At 38.9% G+C, this 22566-nt stretch carries 15 protein-coding genes and 2 rRNA genes; 1 reads left to right on the top strand and 16 read right to left on the bottom strand.

Annotated features, from left to right (window positions below; all coding sequences use genetic code 11):
• From CH361_RS13685 to CH361_RS13610, 15 genes are all read right to left on the bottom strand, one after another.
• Positions 1–3036 (bottom strand): LIC_11026 family protein, encoded by a 3036-nt coding sequence (locus CH361_RS13685; RefSeq protein ID WP_100791376.1) that lies wholly within the window; start codon positions 3034–3036, stop codon positions 1–3.
• A 21-nt stretch (positions 3037–3057) separates the two neighbouring features.
• On the bottom strand, positions 3058–3399 hold the full coding sequence (locus CH361_RS13680; protein ID WP_002989181.1) for an STAS domain-containing protein: 342 nt from the start codon (positions 3397–3399) through the stop codon (positions 3058–3060).
• 63 nt (positions 3400–3462) lie between these two features.
• Positions 3463–4281 (bottom strand): RNA polymerase subunit sigma-70, encoded by an 819-nt coding sequence (locus CH361_RS13675; protein WP_100791375.1) that lies wholly within the window; start codon positions 4279–4281, stop codon positions 3463–3465.
• A 95-nt stretch (positions 4282–4376) separates the two neighbouring features.
• Complete coding sequence (locus tag CH361_RS13670) at positions 4377–5753, bottom strand: Na+/H+ antiporter NhaC family protein (protein ID WP_208861440.1); 1377 nt, start codon at positions 5751–5753, stop codon at positions 4377–4379.
• 3 nt (positions 5754–5756) lie between these two features.
• On the bottom strand, positions 5757–7004 hold the full coding sequence (locus CH361_RS13665; protein ID WP_100791374.1) for an Nramp family divalent metal transporter: 1248 nt from the start codon (positions 7002–7004) through the stop codon (positions 5757–5759).
• Positions 7005–7054: 50 nt separating this feature from the next.
• On the bottom strand, positions 7055–9013 hold the full coding sequence (locus CH361_RS13660) for a PAS domain-containing hybrid sensor histidine kinase/response regulator (RefSeq protein ID WP_100791373.1): 1959 nt from the start codon (positions 9011–9013) through the stop codon (positions 7055–7057).
• Positions 9014–9180: 167 nt separating this feature from the next.
• The gene (locus CH361_RS13655; RefSeq protein WP_100791372.1) at positions 9181–12357 is read right to left on the bottom strand and encodes an efflux RND transporter permease subunit; all 3177 of its coding nucleotides are present in this window, start codon (positions 12355–12357) and stop codon (positions 9181–9183) included.
• A complete protein-coding gene (locus tag CH361_RS13650; RefSeq protein WP_100791528.1) occupies positions 12338–13342 on the bottom strand; it encodes a heavy metal-binding domain-containing protein in 1005 nt (334 codons plus the stop codon). The genes CH361_RS13655 and CH361_RS13650 overlap by 20 nt, the downstream gene beginning before the upstream one ends.
• Positions 13332–14711 (bottom strand): TolC family protein, encoded by a 1380-nt coding sequence (locus CH361_RS13645; RefSeq protein ID WP_100791371.1) that lies wholly within the window; start codon positions 14709–14711, stop codon positions 13332–13334. Before CH361_RS13645 ends, CH361_RS13650 begins: the two co-directional genes overlap by 11 nt.
• Before the next feature lie 36 nt (positions 14712–14747).
• Positions 14748–15134 carry a hypothetical protein gene (locus CH361_RS13640; RefSeq protein ID WP_100791370.1) on the bottom strand — a complete coding sequence of 129 codons (387 nt, stop codon included), beginning with the start codon at positions 15132–15134 and terminating at the stop codon, positions 14748–14750.
• Positions 15135–15765: 631 nt separating this feature from the next.
• Positions 15766–15882, bottom strand: a 5S ribosomal RNA gene (gene rrf / locus CH361_RS13630).
• A 56-nt stretch (positions 15883–15938) separates the two neighbouring features.
• A complete protein-coding gene (locus CH361_RS13625) occupies positions 15939–16886 on the bottom strand; it encodes a hypothetical protein (protein ID WP_100791368.1) in 948 nt (315 codons plus the stop codon).
• A gap of 219 nt (positions 16887–17105) precedes the next feature.
• Positions 17106–18131, bottom strand: a complete 1026-nt coding sequence (locus tag CH361_RS13620; RefSeq protein ID WP_100791527.1) for a hypothetical protein — start codon at positions 18129–18131, stop codon at positions 17106–17108.
• Between the two features lie 136 nt (positions 18132–18267).
• On the bottom strand, positions 18268–19452 hold the full coding sequence (locus CH361_RS13615; RefSeq protein WP_100791367.1) for a 2Fe-2S iron-sulfur cluster-binding protein: 1185 nt from the start codon (positions 19450–19452) through the stop codon (positions 18268–18270).
• A 53-nt stretch (positions 19453–19505) separates the two neighbouring features.
• Positions 19506–21041, bottom strand: coding sequence for a phytoene desaturase family protein (locus CH361_RS13610; RefSeq protein ID WP_100791366.1), 1536 nt, complete (start codon positions 21039–21041; stop codon positions 19506–19508).
• Between the two features lie 187 nt (positions 21042–21228).
• Here CH361_RS13610 and CH361_RS13605 point away from each other — a divergent pair, with 187 nt between their 5' ends.
• Entirely contained in the window at positions 21229–21864 is a 636-nt protein-coding gene (locus CH361_RS13605; protein ID WP_100791365.1) for a TetR/AcrR family transcriptional regulator, read from the top strand.
• Positions 21865–22427: 563 nt separating this feature from the next.
• On the opposite strand, the gene rrf (CH361_RS13600) is transcribed toward CH361_RS13605, so the two are convergent.
• Positions 22428–22544, bottom strand: a 5S ribosomal RNA gene (gene rrf, locus CH361_RS13600).
• Positions 22545–22566: the final 22 nt, after the last annotated feature.

Genomic DNA, 22566 nt, shown 5'->3' with positions numbered 1-22566 from the left:
TCACTCTTGGTATGTTTGGATTTCGCTCTGTGCGCGTTTTAAAAAATTTGCAAGTGGCATTCTTTGTTGAGAAATTTTACCATCTTCCAAGTTAATCAATAAAGACAACAAAGACCTGTTAAAATATACATCCGCATACACAAGCCCCTTAGACAAAGAAACATCAATTTTATTAATCGAATAACTATCGGTAATGCGATCAATAAGGAAGTTTTGGGGAGAAATAACGTTTAGTGCACTTTTCCCAAAATCACGTCCAATCTGAAAGATCGAAAAAAATAAATCTAGATTTGCAACAGGTTCACTCAAATCTCTAACTGCAATATTAAGGTCTGCTTTTAGTTTTCCATCATCAATTTTATCACGAACCTTGGGAGCCATTAGTTGTTTTAAATCAATGTCTCGAATGAGAAAGTTTCCTCGAAACTCCATCGATTTAGGATCTAAATTTCCTAAATTGAATACCATGTTTTTGCCAAGAACTAGTCCATCCAAAGAGTTAGATCGTAAGGATTCAATGTTTGCGTAATTTTCTTTGTATTCGATAAATGCAGAAAGACCAGGTGTATCTTTTTGTTTTTTTACATATTCAAAAGGTAAATTTGGAATACTTGGATGAGTTCCAAGCACTTGTCCAATCGTTAGGTTAGGAGGATGATTACGACCATAGTTTTTGATAAAAACTGATTTATCACCGACGATTAAACTTTCTTCGTGACTACGTGCTAAATTGTGTTGGATGGGAATTTGGGCAACAACCTCTTCCAAAAGATAGGCCTGACATTGTTCTCCAGGACATTTTTGGTTGTTATAAGATATCGCAGGGACTTTTGAATGAAAATCTCCAGTAATATCATAATCTCGGACCTTAAGATCCAAACCCATATCACCGTGAAAACTAAGACCTTTTGCTAAGTATTGTTTGGTGGGAGATTTTAAATTAAAGTTTAAATCTAAATTTCCAAAATAAGGCCCAAGTGGTGGTTTTGGTTTTCCGGTTTTTATTAATTTACCATTTGCTGAAACTTGAAAAATCCCACCAAATGCATTCATTTTTAAAGTTTTGATGAATATTTCATTAGTATCTGCACCATGTAACGACAATTCAGTGGCAAGTTTGAGGTCTTTTATTTCCAATCCAGGAAGTTCCGCACCGAGATCTGCTTTGATTTGCTTATTGGAACCCGATCCAGAATATCTAGCGTTTAATTTTAACTTAGGTTGGTTCCCAAGAAGATTCTGGAAGGGCGAAATTTTTTCCTTTAAAACCAATGGAAGGACTAACAAAAGATTAGAAGTATAAATATTTAAACCTAACGGTTGTAAATTGGCAGAAAGATTCGATCCTGGTCGAACCTCCCCTCTTAAATCCAATTCTAAGGCCTTATTACCCGTCATGGTTTTTTGATCGAGTTTAAGATTTGATATTTTAATTTCAGAAAGCCCGAAAGGACGATCAAAAGATAAAATCGAATCCAAACTCAAACCAAGTAAGGAAGAAGGAGACCTAGAACGATCCAATTGGTAACGAAACCCATCAATTTTTGCATTGGAATGAATGGAAAGAGAGGCAAACGATTCACCGAGAACACCCAGATCCATCTGTAATTTTCCACCAAGGCCAGAAACATAATCACCTAACTGAAGTCTATCTATGTTTACTTGAAAATTCAGTCCTTCTGATTCTAAATAGTTACCCAAAAATGTTAGGGAAGCTCCATTGTAATCCAAATGAGAAGGAGCGATTTTTAAAGATTTTACATAAGGAAAAGGTTTTTCTGCAGTTAAGGTTTTTCTTTCTGCCAAATTTAATTCAGAAGAAATGTCAACGAGTGCAGAAGGGATCGAATGAGCCTTCGATTTTCCCATCTTCACATACAACTGCGATGATTTTAATTTTACATTTGTTTGTGCATTTTGTAAGTTCCCTTGGATCCCAGTTCCTTCCAAAGACAGATTCCCGGATAACTTCATTTCAGGAACAATCCCTTGGAGTTGGTCGAGTGACTTTTGGAGAGAAGTAAGTTGAATCTCAGACTTCTCCACAAGGATATTGACTTTTGGTGTTTCTTTGGAAAGATCAAGTATGGAGCCAGACAAACTGAGCCAAGACTGACCAAGAACTCTCAAATCCAATTGGTTGATTCCAATTTTATCTAATTGATTGTCGTAGTGAATATCAGATAACAGTCGTAATCCTAATTGAACCGGTTTTCCTTTTACTTCAAGAAGGATATCATCCTTTCCTATATCTGTGTTAAAAAGAAACATCTCTGGAGACACGGTTCTATCCCATTCAAACCGTAATGACATAGGAATGGTTTGTTTCCACCGTAAGTCTTTTGAATCAACTTCCAACGGAATTGGTTTGGAAGCATTGAGGGAAAGAAGGACATGGTCGATTTGGTCAACAATAGAAAGATCAAGCGGAATCGAAGTAAAGCGATTTGTCTCAAGTTCTGTTTCCAAAGATAAGTCTTGGATGGAAAATAAATGAAGTGGCCCCGAATCTCCTTTTAATTGGAACCCTACCGAATCCAAATGGATATAGGCACTGGCCTGTAACGGTAGATAGGTGTTGATTGCAGTGAGTGGTGGTGTTTCTTCCTTAACTGGTTCTGGTTCTTGTGGTTTTTCGGAAGCTTTGACGAGAGCCGCAAAATTCCACTGCCCCAATCTTTCTTCGATTTGGATTTTCGCATTCGTAAGTCCAATCTCAGAGATTCTGATTTTACCCAAAAGAAGCAAAGGAAGGTTATAACGAAGTCGAATCTGTCCCGCCTCTGCTATCGGTTCTTTTTCAAAGGGAGTTCCCGGATAGAGGCGGAAGTCACTGATCTCAATTCCAAAAAACAGAGAGAATGTTCTAAAATTTCCCTCCATCCTTCCCATGGTAAACTGAGAGATGAGTTTGGGTATGACTAGGTCTGCTGTGAAGGCATTGAAAATGGATTTATAGAGGAGAAAGAGGACGACTAGTCCACGAAAAGTTTTTGTTTTGGCGATTCCTAAACTTACCTTCAGGATTGGATTCATTTTTAGAATCGCCTCGTGCGATTAATATTCGAAGGAGTCTTCAGCCTCTTCCAGAGTTTTATAAATCTCGAAAACACTGGAAAGCTTTGTGATTTCCATTAGGTTCTCGATATCGGAATTTAAGTTCGCAAATACAAGTCTACCATTTAGGCCATCAATATGTTTGTAAATATTGAGAAACGTTCCCAATCCAGCTGAGTTGATGAAGGGAACCTTTTTCAAATCAATAATAAATTTGGGAACTTGGCCTTTTTTGATGTACTGTTCAATCTTTTCAGATAGCTCGAACTCATTTCCGGCTTTGATGGCACCTTCAATTTTAATGATGTGCACGTCGTTTTTACTGGTAACTTTGATTTTCATAACCCTTCGGAAGGTGGTGTTGCCATTAACATCCTTCGATTTTGCTGAATGTAAAGCAAATTTTTATGCATAGTGCAATAAATCTTTGCCAGCCCTACGAAGTTCATGTTTTCCCTGTGACAAATGATTACGAACTGCCTTTCTGGAAATTCCTAAAGCCTTTGCGATCTCTCGTTCCGAAAAAAAGCTGCGACCTATGGCTCTTGACCTACGTAAAATCCAGAGTTTCTTTTGTTTGAGATACCAATTCCTACGATTGGGGTCGGTTGTTTCATAAAGTTTCCTTGTGTACCTTGTGATCATTCCGGAAAGCCGAGATAAAAGTTGGCGTTGGTGAAAACGTCTCTCATCTAAACTCCGAAAAAAGACATCAACGTCATGACCAGTTTCGCGTAACTTCCAAAGGAGGAGTTGTTTTAGATTCTGGTTCATAGGTAAATCAAATTGTAAGGATAAAATCAAAGCGGTCAGAGTTGATAACTTTTCTAATTCTGATTTTAGGGGATTCGATTCTTGGAAAAGTTCTACTGGAACTTCTTCGTTTGCGGGTAAATCATAGTTCCATAGTTGTAAGTACAACTCACCAGATTCTGGAATTTGATTGTGGCGAAACCGGTTTCGATACTGATTGAAGGCATAAGTCACAAAAAAGCCCAGAACGTTGGTTATATGATAACCCAAACTTAAGGCCCACATTTTAGGGAAAACTTCTAGAATTGTTACCACCATCTCAGAACTTTCGTCGTCAGTAATTTTCCTTTTTTTAGCCAATCGGTCCACCATCCAAATCGGTAACAGTTCCTTGGGAATGTTGGGGTCGTTTTTGGCTCTAGCTTCTTGGATCAGAAAGAGAATTTTTTCATCTAGTATTTTTGGCAACATGGAAGGAAGGTATAAACCACGTAGCCAGAGAAAGAAACTGTAATATTCGTTATAGTTAAAACGAAGGTTCTTATATGTGAACCTCTTAAGTTCAACTATGAACTTTTAGATTTATTTTTTGCAACAAGCAAGAGTAATACGGCTAAAACAACATGAATCAAATTAAAAAATACAAATGGTAAAAAAGATACGACAGAAACTCCAAGGGAAGTAGACATAAATGCCCCACAACTATTCCAAGGGATGAGGGGGGAAGTAATGGTTCCCGAATCCTCTAAGGAGCGAGAGATATCTTTTTCAGGGATTCCTTTTTCTTCCGCAAGACTCCGAAACGCACGAGCAGGAATCACCAAAGACAAATACTGATCAGCGGTTACCATGTTCAAAAGAAAGGACGTACCCATTGTAGAAAGTAAAATATCCCATTTATCTTTGGCCCAAACTTTTATTTGAATTAGAATTTCATTCAAATATCCATACCCCTCCACCACCGCACCAAACCATACTGCAGCAAGAATGAGAATTTCTGTAGGCAAAATGGCAACGATTCCACCCCCACTTAAAAACCGATCAAACACTTCATTTCCTGAATTTGATTCAAATCCAAAAACTAAGGTTTCCCAAATTTCAAATGAAAATTCAAATCCATTCGAGTTGAAGAGAATGGCAGAAACAATTCCAAGTAACAAAGAAACTCGAATGTGCATTTTTAAAACGGAAGAACCAAAAACCAAAACTACTGGGATTAACTTAAACCAAGAAACAGAAGAAGAAGTCACCGAACTTAAAAAACCATTTTCCAACGATACGTTGGATGTTTGTCCTAAATCCCAAACATAAAGATTTAGAAAATAAAATCCCAGAATCGCAATTCCAAAACTAATACAGGTTGTTTTTAACATATGCCTGATATGTTTCCAGATAGGGACATGAGTTAAACTCGAAGCTAAGTTCGTTGTGTCAGAAAGTGGCGAAAGTTTATCTCCAAAATAACAACCACTCACAATGGCCCCTGCTGCCATCGTTTGTGGGAAAGAGATTACTTCTGCCACACCCATCAGTGCCACACCTAACGTACCGGCGGTGGTCCAGGAAGAACCAGATACCATTGCCGCCATAGCAGAAACAATAGCCAGAGATGGTAAAAAATAATCCGGTTGGAGAAATAAAATTCCAATTTGGATCATTGTCGAGAGAACTCCCGAATAGGCCCAAGAAGCGATGAGCATCCCTACAAAAAAAAGGATCTCCATCGCTGGCAAAACGGAAACAAAGTTTTTACGAAAGGAAGACTTAAGAAATACGATCTTTCGATTCCTTCGTTGCAAAAAAGAAAGAATACCTGCTACAAGTAAGGCCGCTGGGTGTGGGTAATTTACCTCCCACAAAAATCGAAAAAAAAGAATCGATAGGATTAAGTAAATAAGTGGAGAAAGGGAGAAAAATATTGAGTGTGATTTTTCTCCCTGCATACTTTAAAAAAATGTAATATTGATATAATAGATGGAAAATCCAAAAAGAAATAGAATTCCAAACCAAGAAAGTAAATTCATCCATGGTTTGGGCCTTTCTTCTCTTGGAATTTCTTTTCCAAATAAAATCAAATGATGGATAAGAGCAAGAACCGGTGCATTCAAAAATGAAACAGTAGTGGCAAAGTCGACTAAACTCTTCATATTCGTTCTAAAAAATAATAAAATGAGAATGGAACCAACACCCACAAGAATGATCCAATACCAATAGAGTTTTTCTGTAGGAATTTTTTCCAAAGGTTTGAATAAACGACGGCTGGCATTGGATACAACGCGAGGGTAAGCATCAAAACAAGTGAGCGTAGTGGAAAACATAGTAAAAAAAGCAGCAATGAGAATGATAGGATAAGACCAAGAACCAATCGCAGAAGTATACAAACGTACAAGTTCCGATGCAAAACTAACCGCTTGAGAAGAAAATTCTGCTCCGGTATTGTACATCATATTGGCACCAAGTGCTAAAAAACAAACAGCAAGTAAGGTAGTTCCGATATAACCAATGTTAAAATCGATCATCGCGTATTTCATTGGAGGGAGTTTCCCATCAGGAGTTTTTTTAGCCAAGGTCCAATCCGATTGCCAAACCGCGGCTTCGATCGGGATGGGCATCCAACCCATAAGGGCAATGAGAAAGGCAACATCACCCAAGTCAGAAATTGAAAATGTTTTTCCAGGAGTTTCTAATTTCGGAATCCCAGCGTAAAAAGACAGAATCATCGCCACAACAGTAGAAACTGTAAGCAAAACCACGATCCATTTCATGAGTCCGTCAAGAGCCTCAAACTTACCAATCGCAAGTAATAAAAAACAGAATATCAGAATGATCGCACAGAGCAACCAAGGCTCCATGGAAATACCAAGGAGATTAGAAAACAATCCAGAAGTAACGAGCGTTACCGTGGCCACAATGATGCACATCGTTCCAACAGAGATCAGGAAAAAAATCCAAATAGGCAACCTACCCAAAGCCTCATAACCATCTAACAATGACTTGCCGGTGATAATCGTATATCTGGTGCCCACAACAAAGAAGGGATATTTGATTAAGTTGGCAAATAATACAACAAAGAGTAAACCGTATCCATACACGGCCCCTGCTCGAGTCGATTGAACAAGATGGGAAACACCAACGGCCGCACCCGCATATAAGAGTCCGGGGCCAAGATAAGCTAGGAAAGGAAATCGTCTCATTTTGGACAAAATGGCCTGATGATCAAGTTTGTGCTACTCTATTCGAAAGTTTACTGGTTCAAATAATGAAATAGAATTTGATTGAGCGCTAAAATATCGATCGGTTTGGTCAAAAACTGATCCATTCCCACCTCAAAACATTTTTTACGCTCTTCATACAAAGCACCTGCCGTGAGTGCAACGATGGGTACAGTTTTTCCTGCCTCTTGTTTTCGAATCTCCGTTGCGGCTTCCAGTCCATCCATATTAGGCATCTGGACATCCATAAAAACAAGATCAGGTGTAGATTCATGAAAAAAACGAACAGCTTCCAACCCATCTACAGCTTCTTTAATATGAGCGTTCGGAATGTATTTTTGGATCATTCGTTTGAGTAGGTTCCGATTCATCTCATTGTCTTCCACTACCAAAATATATGGGGAGATATGGGGAAGAGTTGACTGGTCAAAATGTGCAATGAGTTCCTTTTGGTAGTCATTGGAATCCGTAGAGGTTTGGTTTAAAGTTTGGTCAACAGAATTACATTCAATGGTAAATCGGAACTCAGTCCCCAGTCCAACTTCTGAATGAACCTCAATTCCACCACGCATCAAATCTAATAGCGACTTGGTGATTCTAAGTCCAAGTCCAGTCCCACCATACCTTCTTGTAGAGTTGGATTCCCCTTGCCAAAATGACTGAAACAAATGTGATTTATGTTTTTCCGGAATCCCAATCCCCGTATCGGTGATTGTAAATTCTAATTTTGTTTTTTGATCTGCGGCGGGTGAAGCATCCACCTTCAACACAACTCCACCTTCCTCGGTGAACTTAACAGCATTCCCAAGTAAGTTGATTAGAATTTGCCGAAGTCTAGTTGCATCCACATAAATAATTTCGGGAACATTGGGACCTTCCTCCAATCGCAAATAAATTCCTTTTTCGTTAGCCTTCCACTTAAGCACACCTAACGAATCATTGATGATTTGATCCAAATTGGAAGTAGCTTCGTTTAAAACTAACTTACCAGCTTCAATTTTCGAAATATCTAATACATCATTGATGATACCAAGAAGTCCATGAGCACTACTGATTGCATTTTTTACATATTCTTTTTGATCAGAATCTAAATCGGTGGTAAGTAATAATTCATTAAAACCAATCACACCATTGAGAGGAGTTCTAATTTCATGGCTCATGTTCGCAACAAACTCAGACTTTGCCTCATTGGCCCGTTCTGCTTCTTTTTTTGCTTTTAGTAGATGGAACTCAGCATTTTTTCTATCAGTGATATTATTTAAATGAACCACAAAATAAGAAGGATTCCCTTCCCTATCTTTTACTATGGTATTTGAAATTTCCACCCAAAGGATTGATTTATCTTTTGAATAAAATCTTTTTTCATAAATAATACTTTCTTCAGCTCCATCTAAAGCGGAGGTGCGAAAAGTATCAAAAAGTTGTTTATCTTCTTCATGTGAAAACTCATTTGATTGCCTGCCGATGAGTTCCGCCTCAGGATAACCTAACATAGACTCTAGTTTTTTATTAACCTTAGTAAACCGCCCATTTAGATCTAAAAAACAAACTCCAATCCCTGCATTATCGAAACTGGTTCTAAATCTTTCTTCGCTATCAGCAAGTTCTTCTTGGATTTCATTTTCTTCGGTAATGTCACGATTGATGGCAACAAGACCAATCGTATTTCCCTCTTTGTCTTTTAAGAAACTAGCTGCAGAACGGATTTTCAGTTTTTTTGAATCTTTGTTATATTGAAATACTTCCCCTTGCCAAATTCCTTTGGTCTGAAGTTCATCCAGACGACTTGCTCTTGTACTGTTATTTTGTTCGGTTTTTAAAAGATTAAATGTGGACTGTCCGATGACTTCTTCAGCAGTGTATCCATAAATTCGTTCTGCTGCCAAATTCCAACTGGTGATCTTAAAATCTAAATCTGTTACGATCACCGCATCATACAAATACTGAAGGATGAGAGAAGAGTAGACTTCACCAGGAATCAAATTTTCCATCGTGTTCCAATCTCAAAGTAGTTTCGAAAAAACTGCAAGCGATAACTAAGTCCCAAGGAAAAGTCGTAAGTGTTCCCGATTCAGGGCACCTACGATTTTCCGATCCTAGATTCGTGGTTCTACTGAAACTTTAGAGATACAAAATGTAGCATAAACTAGGATCTACTTCATTTCTGAACCATCTCTCTTTGTTTCCATAACAAATAGATAGCTGGATAGACAACAAGCTCCATAACAAAACTAGTGCCAAGACCACCAACCATGGGAGCTGCAATCCGTTTCATCAGATCAGAGCCTGAACCTGTGGCCCACATGATGGGGAGTAGTCCAATAAACCCTGACATCACGGTCATCATCTTCGGTCGAATCCTCTGCACGGCTCCTTCAATGATGGCTTGTTTTAAAATAGGAAGACTCATCTCCCCATTTTCTTTTTTATGTTTTTCATAAGACAAATCCAAATACATCAACATAAACACGCCGGTTTCTGCATCAAGTCCCAGTAAAGCGATCATCCCCACCCAAACAGCCACAGAAATTTGGTAACCTAAAATATAAATCAGCCAAATGGCACCAATGAGCGAAAAAGGAACCGCAGTGAGGACAATCATTGCTTTCACAATGGAACCCGTACTCCAGTAAAGAAGAAGAGAGATCAGCACAAGTGTGATTGGCAAAACAATGATCATTCGGTTTCTAACGCGAATGATATTTTCATACTGCCCACTCCATTCTAAAAAAATTCCTTTGGGAATTTTTACATTTAGTTCCACAATCTCTTTCATATTCGCAACAAATCCAAGTAGATCAGATTCAGAAGTGTCCAGATACACATAACCTGTTAGAAATCCATTTTCATCCCGAATCATCGCGGCTCCTGTTACAAATTCTACAGAAGCGATAGAACTGAGAGGAATATGCGCACCTCCACTGATCGGAATTAACACTCTCATAATCCTTTCTAAATTATCACGATACTCTCTTGGATATCTAATTTGGATAGAATACCTTTCTCTTTTTTCTATCGATGTGGAGATAGTTTCTCCTCCGAGAGCAGAAAGAATTGTCTTTTGAATTGCCTCTACTGTGAGTCCATACTTTGCAGCTAACTCTCGCTTGATATTGATATCTAAATAATATCCACTAGATGTCCTTTCTGCAAAAACGGATCGAACCCCTGGTTTGTTTTTGAGAATCTCTTCAATCTCAATTCCAATTTTTTGTATTTCTTCACTATTTTCTCCCTGTACTTTGATTCCGATCGGAGTTCGAATTCCTGTGGAGAGCATATCAATCCTTGCTCGAATGGGTTGGGTCCATGCGTTTGTAAACCCAGGGAAATCTAAAGAAAGATTCATTTCTTCTAAAAGTTTTTCTTTTGTCATTCCCTCTCGCCATTCTGATTCGGGTTTTAAGTTGATGATGACTTCAAACATCGAAAGAGGAGAAGGATCCGTGGGAGATTCTGCTCGCCCCGCCTTACCATAAACAGAGGACACTTCTGGAAACTTTTTTAGTTTCGCATCCATAAGATTCAAAATCTTTTCTGCTTCACCAATGGATATCCCTGGCAAAGTTGTGGGCATATAGAGGATACTTCCTTCGTTTAACGGTGGTAAAAACTCAGTTCCAATTTTAAAAAATACAGGCATCGTTAAAATTACGAGTCCAAAAGCAATGATCACTGTTTGGCGAGGAAATTCTAATACCTTATGCACTACAGGTTCATAAATGGCAAAAAGCCTTTTGCTAATGGGATGTTTCTCTTCCGGTAGATACTTCCCAACAAAAAAACTAGTGAGTATTTTATTCACAGAAGGAGTGAATTCCACGATAGGGTCCATTCTCGTAAACATCATTCGAAATGCGGGATCCAGTGTGATGGCAAGAATGGCCGCTATGGCCATGGTTAGGTTTTTAGACAAAGCTAGTGGCCGAAACAATCGTCCTTCTTGGTCCACTAAAGTAAAGATGGGTAAAAATGCCACAGCAATGATGAGTAGAGAATAAAACACGGAAGGCCCCACTTCCATGAGTGCTTCCAACCGAACCGCATGAAAGTCCCCAATCCTCCCTTTCGATTCCCATTCTTCTAATTTTTTATATGCATTTTCAACTTCCACAATCGCTCCATCCACAAGGACTCCAATGGACAAAGCAATCCCCGCAAGTGACATCAAGTTGGAACCAATATCAGCAAGATACATAGGAATGAAGGACAAAAGGACAGCAATCGGTATCGTTAAAATGGGGACAATGGCCGAAGGAATGTGCCAAAGAAAAATCAAAATGATGATCGAAACAACCACCATCTCTTCTAAAAGTTTTTCTTTCAAAAGTCGAATGGTTTGATTGATGAGAATCGAACGGTCATAAACAGGAATGATTTTAACTCCTTCTGGCAAAGAAGATTGAATGGTTTCTATTTTTGTTTTGATATCCTCTATGACACGAAGGGCATTTTCTCCATGCCGCATAACAACAATTCCAGAAACGCGGTCACCTAATCCATTATAATCACCTACCCCTCGTCTTAGATTGGGACCAGTGATGACCTTGGCAATATTGTATAAAAAGATTGGGGTTCCATTTCGATCAGATCCAACAGAAATCCTTTCCAAATCTTCTACTGACTTCGCATAACCTTTTACACGAATCATAAACTCAGCCCCACCAATTTCCAAAAGCCGAGCTCCCACTTCGTTATTGGATTCACGGACACGGTCAATCACCACATCCATATCGATCCCATAGATTTGTAATTTTAACGGATCAATTTGTATCTGATATTGTTTACGAAATCCACCTAAACTTGCTACTTCAGAAACACCTGGAACAGAAGTGAATAAATACTTTAACTTAAAATCTTGTAAAGACCTAAGTTCCGATAAATCCATTTTCCCAGTTTCATCCACAAGTATGTATTGAAAAATCCAACCAACACCAGTAGCATCGGGTCCTAAATTCAAAGTGACATCTTTTGGGAGGTTGGTTTGTAACTGGGATAAGTATTCGTTTACACGAGACCGAGCCCAATACAGGTCTGTTCCATCTTCAAAGATAACATAGACAAAAGAATATCCGAAATCAGAGAACCCTCTTACTGATTTGATTTTAGGTGCACCAAGTAATGAGGTGACTATCGGATAAGTGACTTGGTCTTCGATGATATCTGGACTTCTATCCCATTTCGAATAAATGATCACCTGTGTATCTGACATATCAGGCAAAGCATCCATCGCAATATTCTTAACAGAAAAGTAAGAAACAAATAACAGAATGACTGCTAGAAATAGAATTAAATATTTATTTTCTGCTGAAAACTTAATGATTGTGCGTATCATGGATTCCACCTAACTTTAATTTTGCCTCTGAATCTAGAAGGAAATTTGCTTTTGCTACGATCTCTTCTCCTTCTTCGAGTCCTTCTAATACCTCCACCCATTCTGTAGAAACAAATCCGGTATGGATACTTCTGGGAATAAACTGATTCTCTGAGTCCTTAACATAAACGATTTCTCTTTTTCCAGTCGGGAACACTGACTCCCTCGGAATCCGCAGAACATTTTTTTTCTCTACTTTGGCACTCGCCTGGAGGAACATTTGTGGTTTCAAACGATTTCCTGGATCATTCACTTCACACCAAACAGAAAGTGTTCTTGTGGTCTCATCCACTAAATCTCCGAGAGCCACCACCTTCCCTGGGAAAGTAAGGTTCGGAATGGAATCCACTACCACTTCCATCTTAGTTCCCTTGTTAACTTCAGAGAGTTCCCCTTCATATACCTGCACAAAAACCAAAACTAGATTTTTGGATCGCCCCGTAAGAAGTAAATTTTCCGACTGATGGCTCAAGTAGGATAACTGTGATTCACTGACTCCTAGTTTCGTTAATTTAGATTTGATACTTTTCCGAATCATACGTTCCGATTCGTTACCACCAGTAACCACACGATATTCGTTATATGTAGAATAGAGTTCTGGATCATAGGCAACCTTACCACTAAAGGAAACAGTTTTTAAGATCTCTCCTTTTTTCACAAAAGTGGTTTCCACCCCGATTAACTTCTGTTTTTCTTCTGAAAGAAAAAATGAATCCGGATTTTGACTTCCTCCCTCCATTCCATTTTTTTTATGTTCCGAATGAATAACCGGTTCCTTTTTTACGAGTGTCATTCCGCAAATAGGACATTCCCCTTCATGATCCATTTCAATTTGTGGATGCATGGGACAAGTGTAAATATCAGAACCACTTGTAACTTTTTCCCCACAGGAAAAAAGAAATAGGACTACAAAAATCAAAAAAGATTTTAATATTTTATTTTTCATGATCATTCCTTTCTGGAAGTAGATTGTTTGTAATTTCTAAAATTTTGATTAACGAAAGCCAACGATTCAAACTCACTTCATGAGAAGATGATTTTACTTCCATAGACTCTGTTAAAAATTGATAGATCTCGGTTAAACTTAAGTCACCTCTCGCGTAAGCAAGAGTGGAACTACTGATACTTTTTTTGTAAGTGGGGAGTACAGAATTTTGAAAATTTTCAGATCTCTCTTTATTTCCCATCCAAGCCTGCACCGAAGTTTTTAATTCCGTTTCTAAAAAATATTTTTGTTTCGTTTTTTCCAACTGCATGCGGTTCACTTTAATTACGTTTGAACGATCCAGCTCCCCCGCCTTCGCAAGTGACCAAACAGGAATTCGTAAAGTGATTCCTGCACTCCAGAGATCCCCAGAGAATTCAGGATTATCCATAATCGAATAACTCAGAGGACCACTATCCAATAAAAAAGGTTTCTTTCTCCTTTGCATATAGCTGATAAACAATTCAGTTTCTGGATAATGAAGGATTTTTTCTTTTTTGGCTTCTACCTCGGCTTTCTCGACATTTACTTCCGCATATCGTAAGTAAGGTGAATTTGTTATATCCATTTCAGAATAGTCTTTCGTTAGCCCATTTTCTTTTTGGCTTAAGTATTTCAGTATCTCTTCCTCTGAAATCAAATAAGAAGATTGATCTAAAGAAAAATAAGATGTTTTTGAAATTAACTCGGATAACTGAGTATTACGTAGGAGCAACCGGTCTTTTATTTTTTCCTTTAGATTTAAAATCCGAAGTGTTCCCGAAATATTTGTTTTACCTGCAGAATACTGGTTCGATTCCAATCGAGTTCCCGTTGTTATACTTTTTCCCAGTGACTCCAGGTCCGCGATTTCTCTTAACAAAGCAGATCGAATCAATATGGTTTCAAAGTAATTTCGAATGAATTGATTTTGAATCCACTCTGCATTGAAGTGATCCAACTCAGAATCTTTTTGAATGATTTGTTTTTCCAGATCCAGTTTGCCAGGGAAGGGAATCTCTTGAGAAAAAGAATATTCATTTCCGGTCATCCCCGGTGTGTCGGGCCTACTCCGATCCCTTGAGATATCTCCTCGGTAGGGATACGACCTATAAGCAAACCCAATTTTTGGATCTGGATACACATCTGCGTGTTCGGAACGGTGTCTTTTTTCTCTAGACTCTAAAAATTTTACGAGTAACTCCGGATGAGATCCGAGTAACAATCTAATTTTAGATTCTACAGGCTTATTGTCATCTTCCGCAACTAAGGCTTGTGGTAGAACGGACAAAACAATGATTAATATATAAATATATAATTGATTACTAAAATGCTTTAATTTTAAATACATAAAAACTCCTATTCGTAGATAAAAACGAAAAGGAGTTTAAATCAAAAGGCGGATGGAGTCAGAGTATATTTCGCTAGTATCTTTATAGTAAGAAACTTGGTTTTTCTCATAAACAGGAGATGGAAAAGCGGGAGAAAGAAAGGAAAGATAAAAGAGCAAATCGCTTTTTTGGGGAGTCGTCGATACAGTCGAAGAAAAAATATCTAAGTTTTTTTCTAACCCTAATTCAGAACATTGGCATTCAGGCTCTTCGGTTGCAGATTCATGGCAGGGAAAGGATTCGGAATCATTCGAACTAATTTCTTTCTCGCTCGAAACTACTTTTGGACAAGAGAGAAAGCCAACAGAACAAACTGTAGTCACAAATAGAGAAAAGACCAAAGCCAATGATAAAAAACCAATTGTTTTTCGATAAGCCTTCATTCCTAATCCCTTAACCAAATCTTAGACGAAATGATCAACCGATCCAATACTTTTTCTCACCCATTTCGCAAATAACTGGTTACTAGCCATACTATTGAGTTCACAATTTTATTTGTACACAAAAAAAGCCAAGATCACCGTTAGCTTTTCCATGACAGATCAATCTTAACCCAATAATCCTGCTGGAATAATTCGAGCAGCACAACTTGTTCTAATTCGTATGTGAAAATGAAATGTTGGTAGCGAAGGAAAAGATCCTAACCCGCAATCCTGCACAGCGACCCATAGGGAGCGAGCAGGCGACTTTGGCGGGCGGAGCAGCGAAGCGTAGCCAAAAGTCGCGGACATTAGCCGGACCAAACAACGCCCCGCAAACAAAAAAGGCGCTCACTTCCATGAACGCCCTCACAATCTATAATGACTAACCCGGCAATGTCCTACTTCCACCCCCACTCGCTTTTCCGCTCCGCGGGCGAGTGTCCGAGCCTTGCTCCCTATGGGTCGCAAGTCTGTCATTTCGCGAACAATTGGTTACTATTTACTATTGGGTTCGCTCAAGTGGGGGGTTTTTATTTGTACACAAAAAAAGCCAACGTCTCCGTTGGCTTTTTCTTTTGAGTTATGAGTGCTAACCCGGCAATGTCCTACTCTCCCATTGAGCGAACCCAATAGTACCATCGGCGATGAGAAGCTTGACTTCCGTGTTCGGAATGGGAACGGGTATTACCTTCTCTCCATAATCACCAGGAGTATTTACCATTACTTCCAGGTGCACCGGATTTGCAAGTCTATTTAGAAGAAAAATTACAAATTTAGATCGTAAGTGACTCCAAATTTTAAACCAGAAACGAGGATATTGTGTTCTGCTGTTGCAGATACAAACTCCATTAAAGTTCCTACTTGGTAGAGACCGTTATCACTAACACTCACAGCAATGGGACTTCTGGCTTTTGCAGTCATTCGTTCGCTTTCAAAACTTGCAAACAAACGAAGTTTTGGCACAACAACGATACTTGCTCCAAAACTAAATTTTTCGGAATAGAACGTATAACCACCGCTAGAGTAGTTTAACATAGCACCACCGTTATAAATTCTAAACTGTTCGGAATTGTATGTACCAGAAGAATTGAGAAGGAATGGCCCAAAAAGAAGTAGATCTGCAAAAAGAGTGGCGCGATCATTTAAATCAAATTCAAATCCAACTCCGAGTAACCCAGAGGTTCCTGTTGCTGTTTTTGTATCTTGTCCATAATAACTTGGTGCACCAAGTCCTAGGTAACTTCCTTCCAAGGATTGGCCAATGCTACGAAGAACATACTTTGGCAAAATTCTGAAATTAGAAACCGGAGTGATTGTGACTCCAAGGTTGATATCAGAATATACCAAACGATAGTCTGCTTCTTTAATACCAAGTCCACTTGCATAATAAGAATTCCACTCATATCCACGACCAAAACGATTGATGTGGAGACCCATAAAAACATTACTCAAAACCCCAGCATTCAAAGAATGAAAATAATCAAAACCTAAATCGTTGATGATTGTCATCCCACGATTGTTTTGCCAATCTTGGTTGTATTCCAAACCAACAATATCATTGTAAAAATTTCTCTTTTCGAAGTCTGGACGAAGGCTACCAAAAAACAAAGCACCTTTGAGTCGAACTGTATTTCCTTCCACCTTGCCTTGTGCAAACAAAGACCCAGTAAATAAAGATATGACCATCAGAAAAAAAACGAGACTACGTTTCATTAGTTGCATTACCTCTATCAGTCAATAACAACTAAAAGGGGACTGACTCAAGAAAAATTTTTCTACTAATTGTTCTTTTTTAAAACAATATATGTCCAAATCCCTGAAAGTAACTCAAAGAATATAGATACTAGTAATAAAATATGAATCTTATAAACTAAATACAATACAAGAAATCATCAAAACTACAATGACCGACAGATGGCTGTAGATGATACCTTAAAATTCTATGGGCATATAAAGAGCAAAATGGAACGTACGCAATTCATAAGTATATCCGTTTTCTTTCACAATGGGACCGCCAAAGGAAACTCTACCCCGCATTCCTAAAAATGGTGGTGATTCCAAATACATCATAAAAGCAAACCTAGCAACTGAATTTACGCTCACTTGATTTCTCATAAGGCTACTAATGGCAAGTGATTCCACTGCATTAAATCTTCCACTCAGATATGCAGTAACTGCAGTCGCATCAGGGCGAAGTAATCCTTGGCTTGCTAAATAATATCCAACCATCTCTAAATTGTTTCCAGTAGAAAGATTAGCAATGAGATAAGTAAGAGTTGGATCTGTTTCTGGATTAATATTTCCTGAAACAAATTGGAATCCTCGTAAATTGTTCAGAAAAGCATCACGATTGGATCCTGCATAAGCAATTAATAAGTTCGATGCAGAATCCTTAAAATCAACATTCCCTTTTAACTTAACATGTGCGGGTCCAAAACCAATTCCAAAACGGAAAGTGTCTGGATTACCAATATAAAAAATTGGAACTAACATTGAATATGTTCCTTCGACACTCGTATCGATATCTTCGGTGACTTTCGTTCGATTTGGTTTTAAAGAATTACTGTTTGAGTTGGAAGAGCCGGATTCCGACTCTGAGGAAGAAACCTCTGGGGATGAGTTTCTCGAAAACACTTTGGGAATAGACTGCCGATTTAAGTAAAAACTGGAATTATGTAGTAGTAAATTCATCCCAAAATACTTTGAGAATTGAATTTCCGGTGATTTAACATCTAATAACCAAGACACGCGACCTGGATCATCTTGAACCATCATTGCATCGCGATTTCTTCCTTGTATAGACAAAGCCACACTTTCCAAGGTCACCCCTGGATTGATAGAAATGTATTTATAAGATCCTTTCTCTGTTTCACTCTCAACAGATTCGGTTTTTGTTTCTTCCGAATGAATAGACCCAAAACATACTAAAAAGAAAAAAATAGATATGAAACGTATCACAAAATAAAGCCCTTCCAATTAAGAACTCTCGTCAAATTGAAGTAACTTACTTCCGATTAAAGTCCTTTTTGAACATCTTTGATAGAAAATTAGCTTTATATACTAATACTCTTTAATTCCGTTCCTCTTTCTATCCTTATAATTGAATCTCCAAATCTGTGGTCGGAAAAGCAACGCAGGAATGGATCCAACCAAATTTTTTATCAGACTTCCGAATCTTTGCCTCTGGAGGACTAAACACTTCACCAGACTTTAATTTTACCCGACAAAGACTACACTCACCCGAACGACATGCATTCTCTGTAAAATATCCATTTCGTTCTAAACTATTTAAAAGTGGTTCCCCAACTTTTGCAGGGAAAGGTTTTTCATTTCCAACTTTGATGTTCACTTCTTTCTCAGGATGAAGTGAACTTGGCCAACCCTGCATTTTTTCTGGCATCTTGGGTGGCCCATTACTTTCGATCAGAATACGTCCAGATTTAACACCTAGTTCAGAAAGTAAAGAGGCACAATGGTCGTTAAAAGGTGTGGGACCACAAACATAATACATCTTAGACGGTGCATCAGAAAGTAAGGTCTTGAGTGTAGAAAGATTCAACCGACCTCTGAATCCTTTGTAATCAGGACCTACTTCTCGAGAAAGAAATTCTGACAAAATAAAATTTTGATGACCGGCGACCAAACTCCGAAGTTCATCAATAAAAATTACATCATTTTCGAAACTATTAGAATAAATGATGTGGAATCTAAATGACTCAGAGGATGTTAAAAATGATTTTAGCATACTCATCGCAGGGGCAATGCCAGAACCTCCCGCAAGAAAAACCAAATCTCTACCATGGAAAAGCGGATTGTGATGGAAAGAACCCATAGGTCCTGTACTTTCAAATACTTGTCCAATCGCTACATCATCTAGTAAGTAAGGACTTACAAATCCACCTTCAGCTCGTTTGATCGTCAACTCATAAGAACTTAAGTTTGTTGGAGGAGATGAGATAGAATAAGGTCTGGCAGTGAAAACTCCAGAAAGAGATACAAATAGATTGATATACTGACCCGATTGGAATGGAGGTAAGTTTTTTCCATCAACGGAAACGAACCTTAAAGTTTTTGTTGATGGTGTATCTATTCGGATATTTTCTAAACGTAGTTTCAATCGTTTCGGATGCAGACGATTTATAGTCTGACGAACAAGTCCTTTTTGGTTTTCAAAGTTGGAACCTTCTCTTTCCAGTTCTTCTTTTTTGATAATAGCTTCTCGAAACCCTTCCACAGAGTTCAAAATATTTGTTTCTAATTTTTGATTGTTATCTAACATATATTAGTTCCTTTGCAGTCTGCAATTCGTAATATTACTAGGTAATGGTTCTCTTATTTTGTATGAGAAGATTTCTGTGATTTACGTCGGATGTTTGAACGTTTTAGGATTTTCCGCGCTGTATTGTATCCATTCAAATAAGTTGGTTGGAATCCACCCATACTGGTCCAACTACTTGCTGAGTAAAGACCATCAATGGCATCCAAAGAATCCCGAAATAGATGACCATCTTGTAAGGTCTGTTTGAATCCATAAATGGCACCTCCGGGTGTATTCAAATATCGCATCATAGTCATGGGGGTTGCCACTTCCGCCTTTTCAATATGATCTCTAATTTTTGGATAGGCTTGTTCCACAAGATCGATCAATTTTTCACCAAACGAATATTTTGTGGAAAAATATTTTACAGGAGAAATATCCTTCCATGCCTCTCCATATTGTAATGCAACTAAAGTAACCACAGCTTTCCCTTTAGGAGCCAGTTCCTGATCAATGAAATTATAACAAGTAACCATTCCCCAGTCAGGTGCCTCTAAAGAATACATACGATCTTCCGTTACTTCTGCATTGGAAGTTGTCATCACAAAAGTAGAAGCTGTTGTGAATCCCAATTCTTCTGGTGTAGAGTCCAAACCAAGATAAAGGCAAACAGCGGAAACACCCATTCGTCTAGACTGAAAATCTTTTAATACAGATGGAGGAGGAGTTTCTAGATCAAGCATCTCATGATAGGTAAGTAAGGGACTTGCATTCGAAACCACCGCGTCGCAAGTTACAGTTTCACCCGTTTCAAGACGAACTCCCCACACAGCACCATTCTCAGTCAAAATTTTTTCTGCTGCACAATGAAAACGAACTTCTCCGCCAGCTTCTTCAAATGATTCAAGAAGTGAACTGGAAAGCATTTGCGATCCACCTTTGATATGCCAGGGTTTATAAACACAATAGAAATAAAGCATACCGATAAATTCGGCAAAAACCAAATCCGTTGTTGGAATTCCAACATAACTCCAATAAGGTGTGATCACATTAATCAAATCCTCATTCGAAAAAAATTCATTTAACACATCGGTGGTAGAACGAAGGCCGTAAGCCGTAAAATTGGGACATTTCACCCTTACCTTTTCTTCATCTCCAGAAAGACGGACACGAGGTAGAATAAAATAATACTCGTTGACCACTGCTTCACTTAAGGCAAAAAAACGTTCAATAGAATCTTCTTCTTCAGAGAAAAGATTTTTTAAGTGTTGTTTTAGTTCCTGCCAATCAGCAGGTAAGGTAACATCCAATCGTCCAGGCATAATAATCCGATAAAGTTCTTTTTCCTGAACAAGTTCAATTTTATCTAAAACACCAAGTTCTTCGAAGACCCGACGCATAATGAAAGGATTGGATTCAGTGCCAACACCGCTCAGTTGATGAAGAGCCACTTCAAATTCAAAATCTCCTCGAACAAAAGATGTGGCACAGCCACCAGGAACATTATGCCTTTCCAATAACAAAGTTTTTGCACCTTCCCTTTGGAGCCGGGTGGCCGCCATCAAACCAGCGTTACCAGCGCCAATGACAACTGTATCGTAGTGAGCCATTATGTTCTCCCAAAGGGGTAACCCTTTCAGGAACACCCAATCTTTACAATGTAAAGATTGCAATCATTTTTTGACCTCTTTTGGGAAATTGTCATTTTCAATCCCTGAGCAAAGTTTGACCCGAACCCTTCCAAAATCCCATCTGAAAAGACTTTACCATACTGGTATGCAGGTCTTATAGGTTGTAATGGCCTCGAAGAAACCGATCCAGGAGAAACAATCCAGCACCTACCATCATGGAGACCTGCGCCCCACCCTCGTTTCAGCCGCCCGCAGTTTACTAGAAAAACAAGGAATTGATTCCCTTTCCCTTCGATCCATTGCCTCTGCTATCGGTGTCACTCATATGGCTCCGTATGCACATTTCAAAGGGAAACAAGAATTACTCCAAGCGGTGGCTGCTTCTGGATATGATGAGCTCGCTATGAATATGGTCAAAGTTCAAAAAGAAAGTCCTAAGACAATGGGGCGGTTGTTAGCTTACCAGTATGGTGTGGAATACATTCAGTTTGCATTGAAACATCCCAACCTCTACCGCCTAATGATGAACCAGATTGAACCAGAAAAAAATTCGGACAAAGAACCTCCAGAACGAGAAATCCGAATCAGTTCCCAACGTCCCTTTCGTTTGCTCTATGCCGCATTTACAGGGGAAGGTGTGAGTAAAAAGTTAGCTCATGCAAGAGCCCTTGGTGCTTGGGCCACCGTACATGGAATTGCTTCCCTTGCCATCGATGGTCACCTCGTTCTCCCCAAAGGAATGGATGTAATCCAATTATTCAAAGCAACCGTCAGTTCATCCGTCGAGATGGGGGAACCATAAAACCGCGGAAATCAAAAACAATCACCCAATGCGATTTTCGTTCGTACACAAAAAAAGCCAAGATCACCGTTAGCTTTCCAATGACAGATCAATCTTAACCCGGTAAATCCTACCGGAATAATTCGAGCAAGACACCTTGCCCTAATTCGTTCGTGAAAATGAAATGTTGGTAGTAAAGGAAAAGATCCTAACCCGCAATCCTGCGCAGTGACCCATAGGGAACGAGCAGGCGACTTTGGCGGGCGGAGCAGCGAAGCGTAGCCAAAAGTCGCGGACATTAGCCGGCAAAAACAGAGCGTCCAAAAATAAAAAAAGCGATCACTTTCGTGACCGCTCTATCAAACGATAATGACTAAAAGAGGCAATGTCCTACTTCCACCCCCACTCGCTTTTCCGCTCCGCGGGCGAGTGTCCGAGCCTTGCTCCCTATGGGTCGCAAGTCTATCATTTCGCGAACAGATGGTTACTGGCGGTACTATTGCGTTCGCTCAAATGGGGATTTGGTTTGTACATAAAAAAAGCCAACCTTTCGGTTGGCTTTTTCTTTTGAGTTATTAGTGCTAACCCGGCAATGTCCTACTCTCCCATTGAGCGAACCCAATAGTACCATCGGCGATGAGAAGCTTGACTTCCGTGTTCGGAATGGGAACGGGTATTACCTTCTCTCCATAATCACCAGGAGTATTTACCAAATGTACAGAG

The organism is Leptospira brenneri (genome assembly GCF_002812125.1).
GTDB lineage: Bacteria > Spirochaetota > Leptospiria > Leptospirales > Leptospiraceae > Leptospira_A > Leptospira_A brenneri.
The sequence above is the reverse complement of the archived record's forward strand: the minus strand, read 5'-3'. Positions and strand labels throughout refer to the sequence as shown.